Raw genomic sequence first — 2,199 nt, 5'->3', positions numbered from 1 at the left:
GCGTCACGCCTGCCGAGGACACGCCGAGATGGCGTGTCGGCGTGCCGCGTGCCACGTGCCGTCGATGGCCGGTGCGGGCGCCCGCGAGCACGGGCGTGACTGGGGTTGGGCGCCCCTCGGGGCTGGTCATGCGGTACGCGTCGGCGGTGCACCGGGCGGTGTCCGGAAGTGTGTGGCAACTCATCCGGATACCGGCTGCCCTATGACGGTATCGGCCGCGTATCGAAAGATAATTGCCAACTACCCGCATAGATCCGTGGCTTGAGCGGCATGACATAGCCATGTCACATCGCTGAAACGAACCACGCGGCGTGACTGACGGTTTCGAACGCGATTGCTCATTTCTCGGGCCATCGCGCCTCATATCGGCACAGCAGTGATCCTGCTAGGGAGATCGAATGAAACTGTCCAGACTCACGGCGACGGTGGGTGCGTTCGTCGTCGGCGCCGTCCTCGCCCTCACCGGGGCCGGCGCAGCCCATGCCACCGAGAACAGCGCGGGCCCCGCCTATGTGGCGCTGGGCGACTCCTACTCCTCCGGCGTCGGCGCGGGCAGCTACGACAGTGCCAGCGGCAGCTGCAAGCGCAGCACGAAGGCGTATCCCGCGCTCTGGGCCGCCTCGCACGCCCCCGCCAGCTTCAACTTCACCGCCTGCTCCGGTGCCAAGACCAGCGACGTGCTGAACAACCAGCTGGGTCCGCTGGGCTCCGGCACCGGCCTCGTCTCCATCTCCATCGGCGGCAACGACGCCGGTTTCGCCGACATCATGACCACCTGTGTGCTGCAGTCCGAGTCCGCGTGCGTCAGCGCGGTCAACAGCGCCAAGACGTTCGTCCAGAACACCCTGCCCGGCAGGCTGGACCAGGTTTACGACGCCATCCGCGCCAAGGCCCCGTCCGCGCATGTCGTCGTCCTCGGCTACCCGCGCTTCTACAAGCTGAGCGGCACCTGCGTGGTGGGCCTCAGCGAGACCGAGCGCGCCGCGATCAACAGCGGCGCCGATCTGCTCAACTCCGTCACCGCCAAGCGCGCCGCCGACCACGGCTTCAGCTTCGGCGACGTCGCCACGGCCTTCACCGGGCACGAGATCTGCTCCGGCAGCGCGTGGCTGAACAGCGTCACCCTCCCCGTCGACGAGTCCTACCACCCCACCGCCGCCGGGCAGTCCGGCGGCTACCTCCCGGTCTTCAGCGCAGCCGCCTGATCGCTCCGCGCCACCACGCGCAGAGGAGGAGGCCCCGGCAGCCGGGGCCTCCTCGCGGGCCGTGGTGGCGCCGCGCCGCCCGTGCCGTCCCCGCCGTCCCCGCCGCAGTCCCTGCCGCCGTCCGTCGGCGGGTCCCGTAGGCCCTTCGCACGCTTGTCGGAGCGGTCCTTCGAGCGGCTGTCCGGGCCCGGCGGACGGACGGACCGGTCGGCCCGGGAACGTGTTTGCGCGTGATAGATATCGTCAACACCCTTGACGTGGTGGTGAATCCGGAACCTGGGATGCGTGGGTGACGGCTCGGGGAGGTAGGGTTACTCTGCCCGGGGCGGGTGCCCTCGTACGGGTGGGGAGTGTCATGGAGCAGATAACGGTACGGAGCAGGCCACGAGTGCCTGCCATCAAATGCGGAAGCGGTGCGTCCAGCGCGCGGCTCGAGCGTCACCTCGCGGTGATGGGCGGCCCTGCCGTCCCCCAGCGGGAGGCGGAGAGCGCGGCGGTGCTGATGCAGGAGCTGATCGCACGCGACCACGCGCGTGCGAGGAACAGCCGGGGTGCGCGGGTGTCGCTGTTCGCGCCGCTGCGTCGGCTGCGCCGTTCGCTGTTCGGCAACCACGGCTGATCCAGCCGGCCCGTAGGCGTCTTCGTTCGTCATCCCGGGCAGGCACGGGGTCATCCGGTTCGCTCCAGCCGGTGAGTCCGTGCTGCGATCCACCCCACATCGCTGTCGCTGTGGGATGCCGACAAGAGGTCTGACCGGCCGCACCCAGCGCACGGCCCTGGCCGGTGGCGGCGCTCTCGGAGGCGGGCCGCATCCGGGAGGCGACCGGGCCCGAGGGGCGGCCGAGTCCGAAGGACAGCCGAGCCCGAGGGCCAGCCGAGTCCGAGGGGCCGGGCCCGCGTGCGGAGGAAGCCGTACTTCGCCGTCGCGGCCGCTCGCNCGCGGCCGCCCACCCGACCGCGACGACGGCGTCGACGACGTACGCGACGAGACGGC

The 2,199-nt window shown here is 70.7% G+C and carries 2 protein-coding genes; both read left to right on the top strand.

From position 1 onward, the window contains the following. Positions 1-398: 398 nt before the first annotated feature. Positions 399-1,205: an SGNH/GDSL hydrolase family protein gene (locus AXW62_RS24965; protein WP_060946476.1), complete on the top strand. Its 807-nt coding sequence runs from the start codon at positions 399-401 to the stop codon at positions 1,203-1,205. Positions 1,206-1,560: 355 nt separating this feature from the next. Continuing rightward, on the top strand, positions 1,561-1,824 hold the full coding sequence (locus tag AXW62_RS24960; protein ID WP_030833263.1) for a hypothetical protein: 264 nt from the start codon (positions 1,561-1,563) through the stop codon (positions 1,822-1,824). Positions 1,825-2,199 lie beyond the last annotated feature (375 nt).

The sequence above is a fragment of the Streptomyces hygroscopicus subsp. hygroscopicus genome (genome assembly GCF_001553455.1).
Lineage (GTDB): Bacteria > Actinomycetota > Actinomycetes > Streptomycetales > Streptomycetaceae > Streptomyces > Streptomyces hygroscopicus.
This window is presented reverse-complemented; position numbering and strand designations above follow the sequence as displayed.